The sequence below is a fragment of the Bradyrhizobium sp. genome, from assembly GCF_049512235.1.
In the GTDB taxonomy this organism is placed as follows: domain Bacteria; phylum Pseudomonadota; class Alphaproteobacteria; order Rhizobiales; family Xanthobacteraceae; genus Bradyrhizobium.
This window is the reverse complement of the sequence record NZ_JBEKXH010000409.1, coordinates 1-5,805: the sequence shown is the minus strand read 5'-3', so window position 1 is coordinate 5,805 and position 5,805 is coordinate 1. Positions and strand designations below refer to the sequence as shown.

Here is a 5,805-nt window from a genome sequence, read left to right as displayed (position 1 = left end):
AAGCTTTATGAATAAAAACCTTCATGAGCACGCGTAGCCCGGATGAGCGAAGCGCCATCCGGGCTTCCTTGCTTGCGGTGGTCCCGCGTATCGCTGCGCTCATGCGGACTACTCGCTGCACAGCAAAAGCCGGCTCGCCATCAGGACGTAGGATGGTTGGAGCGAAGCGATACCCGTCTCTCTCCGCCGGCGAAAGAAAAGAGATGGGTTTCGCGAAGGGCTCAACCCATCCTACGGGCAGAAACTGGTGCTGCCAGACAGGATTGAACTGTCGACCTCTCCATTACCAATGGAGTGCTCTACCACTGAGCTACGGCAGCGCGCCCGGTACCTTGAGAATCGGCCTGAAGGGCCCTAGAGCGGGCCGATCCTTGCCACAAGGCCCCCGCTGGCGCAAGCGGTCGGCGGCCCTGCAACGCCGTCAAAGACGGCCATCTTCGGCGCTGGAGGCCGGCTTGCCGCCTGCAACCGCCCGATCCGGTTCGCCAATTGGCCGCCCAGCTCAACCGGTGTCTTGATCGCGCGAATCATGACCTCTGCCGCGGGATGGAAGCATCGTGCTTTTCGACCAGGCGATGCCAGCCGTCCGAATAGGTTGCGGCAATGCCGCCAGTGACTGGATTTGGCCGCCCGGTGTATCCTCCGTGGCCAGCATGACACATTTGAGACGGGTTCACGATGACGGACGACAAGCCGGACCGCGAGGCGCAAAGGGCAAGGCTACCGAAAAATCCGGACAGAAATCCGGCCCGGGAGCGGCTGAAGCAGGCTTTGCGCGAAAATCTCAAGCGGCGAAAATCGCAGGCGCGCCGGCGCGGCGATGCTGCGGGCGCACCTTCCAATCGGGATGACCTCTCCCCACATGACGGCAGCGGAAAAAAGCCGGGCGAATAGCCGGGTTCGGTCGCTGGCAGGTTTTTGCTAGGCTAGCTTGTTGTGATGTGAGAGGGAGATCGCCGTGGCCCCCGCGACCGAAGGCAGCACCGCCGTGCCGGCGCGCGTGTTCGTCCGTTTCGAACAGACCTTCCCGACGCTCACGGCGCAGGAGATCGCGCGGATGCGCCGGTTCGGCGAGCTGCGCAATTTCAAGAACGGCGAGCTGCTGTTCGAAACCGGCAAGCCCGGGCCCGGCATGTTCGTGGTTTTGTCCGGCCATATCGCGATCACCCAGCGCGATGGCCTCGGGCATGTGTCGCCGGTGATCGATCAGGGACCGGGGCAATTCGCCGCCGAGATCGGCCAGCTCTCGGGCCGCATCGCGCTGGTCGACGGCCATGCCGAGGGCGAGGTCGAAACCCTTCTGATCCCGCCGGATAGACTGCGCGCGCTATTGGTCGCCGAAGCCGATCTCGGCGAGCGCATCATGCGCGCCCTGATCCTGCGCCGGGTCAGCCTGATCCAGGGCGGCGTCGGCGGGCCGGTTTTGATCGGGCCTTCGAATTCGAGCGGCGTCGTCCGCCTGCAGGGATTTCTCACCCGCAACGGCTTTCCGCATCATCTGCTCGACCCCGAAAGCGACAACGATGCCGCCGAACTGATTGCACGTTATTCGCCGCAGCCCTCGGATTGGCCGCTGGTGGTGACCGCCGACGGCACCGTGCTCAAGAATCCCGGCGAGACCGAACTGGCGCGCGCGCTCGGCATGATCGGCGGCCCGGCCGGGAACAGGATCTACGATACGGCGATCGTCGGCTGCGGTCCGGCGGGGCTTGCGACCGCGGTGTATGCCGCCTCCGAAGGTCTGTCGGTGGTGGTGCTGGATTCGCGCGCTTACGGCGGGCAGGCCGGCGCCAGCGCGCGGATCGAGAACTATCTCGGCTTCCCGACGGGAATCTCGGGCCAGGCACTGGCCGGCCGCGCCTTCAGCCAGACCCAGAAGTTCGGCGCCGAGATCATGATTCCGGTCGAGGTGAAATCGCTCGATTGCGCGCGCACCGACGGCGCCTTCGCGCTGACGCTCGATGGCGGCGCGGCGTTGCGCGCGCGTTCCATCGTGGTCGCGAGCGGCGCCCGCTACCGGCGGCCGGAGATCGACAATCTCGATCGGTTCGAAGGCCGCGGGGTGTTCTACTGGGCCTCGCCGATCGAGGCGCGGCTGTGCGCGGCGCAGGACATCGTGCTGGTCGGCGGCGGCAATTCCGCCGGCCAGGCCGCGGTGTTCCTGTCCGGCCATGCCCGCAAGGTTTACATGGTGATCCGCGGCGGCGGCCTGGGCGCCAGCATGTCGCGCTACCTGATCGAGCGCATCGAAGCCACGCCGAACATCGAATTGATGTTCAACACCGAGGTGGTCGGCCTCGAAGGCGCCGAAAACGCTTCGCTCGAGCGGGTGCGCTGGCGCAGCCGCTTGTCCGGCGAAGCGACCACCATCGAGATCCGCAATCTGTTCCTGTTCGTCGGCGCCGATCCCGCCACCGGCTGGCTCGAGAGCTGCGGCGTCACGCTCGACCGCGCCGGTTTTGTCGTCACCGGCGCGCAGTCGGAACAAAATCAGGGGCGCCCGGTCACCCAGCTGGAAACCTCGGTGCCCGGCGTGTTCGCGGTCGGCGATGTGCGCTCGGGATCGGTCAAGCGGGTCGGCGGCGCGATCGGCGAGGGCGCCCAGGTGGTGGCGGCGTTACATGGCTTTCTTGGCGGCGCGGCGAAACCGGCGCTGTAGCGGCAGGAGATGGAGACAGGGCATGGCCAAGCAATGCAGCCATATTGCCGGCATCCGCGACGTCAAGCCGAGCGCGCTGGGTTGCGAGGAATGCCTGAAGAGCGGCAGCCAGTGGCTGCATCTGCGGATCTGCCGCAGCTGCGGTCACGTCGGCTGCTGCGACGATTCTCCCAACAGGCACGCCACCAAGCATTTCCAGGCCACCCAACATCCAGTCATCGAGGGCTACGATCCGCCGGAGGGATGGGGCTGGTGCTACGTCGACGAAGTGCTGTTCGATCTGTCGCAGCGAAAGACCCCCCATGACGGTCCGATCCCGCGCTATTATTGAGGTCCGTTTTCCTTCCGGCAACCACCATGCCAGAAACGGAGGCATCGCGCGCCGCATTTTTGGACCCCCGCCGCGGGCTGAATTTGACGCCGGAGCTGACGCAAGTATGGCATTTTCCCCTGCGGCGTCGTAGCCTTTCATCCATCCGATGAGAGGGAATGTAATATGATCCTCGGAATGAGTCTTGCCACCTTTACCGCGCTGCATGTGATCATCAGCCTGGTCGCCATCGTCGCCGGCATTATCGTGATGATCGGCCTGCTCGGCTCCAACCGGATGCAGGGCCTGACCGCGCTGTTCCTGCTGTTCACGATTCTGACCAGCGCCACCGGCTTCCTGTTTCCGTTCACCCAGCTCTTGCCCTCGCATATGATCGGCATTCTTTCGCTGGTGCTGCTGGCGATCGCCTGTGTCGCGCTTTACGTCATGAAGCTTGCGGGCGCGTGGCGTGCGATCTATGTGGTGACCGCGATGCTGTCGCTGTATCTCAACATCTTCGTTCTGGTCATCCAGGCTTTTCTGAAGATCGGGCCGTTGCACGCGCTGGCCCCCAGCGTGCCGCCAAGCGAGCCGCCATTCCTGGTGATCCAGGGGATCGTGCTGGCTTTCTTCGTGATCGTCATCATCGGCGCGGCAAGACGATTTCGCCCAACGCCGGGCTACGCCTGATCGATGCGCGTTCGACCGGCAAAAGCTTGTCGCCTGCCCGCGTTCCTCGACGGATGAAAGTCATCCTGTTCGGCGCCACCGGAATGGTCGGGCAGGGCTGCTTGCGCGAATGCCTGCGCGATCCCGGCGTGGAAAGCGTGCTCGCGGTCGGGCGCCGCCCGAGCGGACAATTGCACGCCAAGCTGCGCGAAATCGTGCACGATGATTTCCTGGATTATTCGGCCATCGAATTGCAATTGGCGGGATCCCATCAAATAGCCGCAAATTTCACGCTTTTGCCATCCGGGCCTTGTTCGCCCTATACTTCCCCCGGCAAAAAGCAGGAATCGGCATGGATCGCATTCGCATCGTCGGCGGCCGCAAGCTCAACGGCACCATTGCGATCTCGGGTGCGAAAAATGCCGCGCTGCCATTGATGATTGCGGGCCTGTTGAGCGAGGAAACGCTGGTCCTGGACAACGTGCCGCGGCTTGCCGACGTCGCCCAGCTGCAGCGCATTCTCGGCAATCACGGCGTCGATATCACCTCGGTGGGCAAACGGCCCGGCGACCACGAATATCGCGGCCAGACCCTGCATATTTCGGCGGCCGATATCGTCGATACCACGGCGCCTTACGAATTGGTGTCGCGGATGCGCGCGAGCTTCTGGGTGATCGCGCCGTTGTTGGCGCGGATGCACGAGGCCAGGGTGTCGCTGCCCGGCGGTTGCGCCATCGGCACCAGGCCGGTCGATCTCTTGATCATGGCGCTGGAAAAACTCGGCGCCGAAATTGCCATCGACGGCGGCTACGTGGTGGCGCGGGCGCCAGGTGGCCTCAAGGGCGCGGCGATCGATTTTCCCAAGGTGACGGTGAGCGGCACCCATGTCGCCATGATGGCGGCAACGCTCGCCCGCGGCACCACCATCATCGATAACGCGGCCTGCGAGCCGGAAATTGCCGATGTCGCGCTCTGCCTGAACAAGATGGGCGCGCGCGTCCTGGGCGCGGGGACGCCGCGCATCGTCGTCGAGGGCGTGCGCCGGCTGCACGGCGCGCGCCACACCGTGCTGCCGGACCGCATCGAAACCGGTACCTATGCGATGGCGGTGGCGATGACCGGCGGCGACGTCAAGCTTTCGGGGGCGCGCCCCGAATTGCTGCAATCGGCGCTCGACGTGCTGATGCAGGCTGGGGCCGCCATCAGCTCCGACAATGAAGGCATCCGCGTCGCCCGCAATGGCACGGGCATCAGCCCGGTCAGGGTCTCGACCGCGCCGTTTCCAGGTTTTCCCACCGATCTGCAGGCGCAACTGATGGCGCTGATGACCTGCGCCGGGGGCTGCTCGGAGATCACCGAGACGATTTTCGAGAATCGCTTCATGCATGTGCAGGAACTGGCGCGGTTCGGCGCGCGGATTCATCTCGACGGCGAGACCGCCACCATCGAGGGTATCGCCAGGCTGCGCGGCGCGCCGGTCATGGCGACCGATCTGCGCGCCTCGGTGTCGCTGGTGATCGCGGGGCTTGCGGCCGAAGGCGAGACCATGGTCAACCGCGTCTATCATCTCGATCGTGGCTTCGAGCGGCTGGAGGAAAAGCTTTCCGCCTGCGGCGCCTCGATCGAGCGCATCAGCGACTGAAGCACCGGGGGTGTGATCGGTGATGGCAAAGCTCAAACTGATGGCGCTCGATGCCGACGATCTCGCCGTGATCTCGGCGCATGTGCAGGACGCAAGAGTAAAGACCGCCGACATCATCTGGCGGCAAGGCGAAAAGCGGCTGGTGATCGGCATGAGCCGGCTCGACTGGGAACAGACGCTGACGGGCGAAACCTCGCCGTGCCGGCTGATCGCGGCGCTGCGCTTCGACCGGGTATTGTCGTGCAAGTCGCGTAACATCGATGGCCGGGCGGACGACGCCGCGCTGGAACTGCTCGGGATCGAGTTTCATCCCGGCGAGCCGCCCGGCGGCAGCGCGGTGCTGTTGTTCAGCCAGGGCGGCGCGCTGCGGCTGGACGTCGAATGCCTGGAATGCGAGCTGACCGATCTGGGGATGGACGATCTCGGCGTGAGCGATTCCGGCGCGGGCGCCAAGTCCCCGGAGCAGGAAGTCTGAGCTGCAGTGCGTGGGGTGGCAAAGGCGCTCTTGGCGCCGTGCCCACCATG

At 64.9% G+C, this 5,805-nt stretch carries 6 protein-coding genes, 1 tRNA gene and 1 pseudogene; 7 read left to right on the top strand and 1 reads right to left on the bottom strand.

Annotation, left to right across the window (positions count from 1 at the left end; translation table 11 throughout):
• Positions 1-245: 245 nt before the first annotated feature.
• Positions 246-320: transfer RNA gene (locus tag ABSG20_RS27790), tRNA-Thr, on the bottom strand.
• A gap of 358 nt (positions 321-678) precedes the next feature.
• Between ABSG20_RS27790 and ABSG20_RS27785 the strand changes: the two genes are divergently transcribed.
• From ABSG20_RS27785 to ABSG20_RS27755, 7 genes and pseudogenes are all read left to right on the top strand, one after another.
• Positions 679-894 carry a hypothetical protein gene (locus ABSG20_RS27785; RefSeq protein WP_423867678.1) on the top strand — a complete coding sequence of 72 codons (216 nt, stop codon included), beginning with the start codon at positions 679-681 and terminating at the stop codon, positions 892-894.
• 64 nt (positions 895-958) lie between these two features.
• Positions 959-2,659, top strand: a complete 1,701-nt coding sequence (locus tag ABSG20_RS27780) for an FAD-dependent oxidoreductase (RefSeq protein ID WP_423867677.1) — start codon at positions 959-961, stop codon at positions 2,657-2,659.
• Positions 2,660-2,681: 22 nt separating this feature from the next.
• Entirely contained in the window at positions 2,682-2,990 is a 309-nt protein-coding gene (locus ABSG20_RS27775) for a UBP-type zinc finger domain-containing protein (RefSeq protein ID WP_423867676.1), read from the top strand.
• Between the two features lie 165 nt (positions 2,991-3,155).
• Positions 3,156-3,659: a hypothetical protein gene (locus ABSG20_RS27770; protein WP_423867675.1), complete on the top strand. Its 504-nt coding sequence runs from the start codon at positions 3,156-3,158 to the stop codon at positions 3,657-3,659.
• A 53-nt stretch (positions 3,660-3,712) separates the two neighbouring features.
• A pseudogene (locus ABSG20_RS27765) lies at positions 3,713-3,904 on the top strand (epimerase); the annotation flags it as partial.
• 86 nt (positions 3,905-3,990) lie between these two features.
• Positions 3,991-5,280 (top strand): UDP-N-acetylglucosamine 1-carboxyvinyltransferase, encoded by a 1,290-nt coding sequence (gene murA, locus ABSG20_RS27760; RefSeq protein ID WP_423867674.1) that lies wholly within the window; start codon positions 3,991-3,993, stop codon positions 5,278-5,280.
• A 19-nt stretch (positions 5,281-5,299) separates the two neighbouring features.
• Entirely contained in the window at positions 5,300-5,755 is a 456-nt protein-coding gene (locus ABSG20_RS27755) for a DUF2948 family protein (protein ID WP_423867673.1), read from the top strand.
• Positions 5,756-5,805 lie beyond the last annotated feature (50 nt).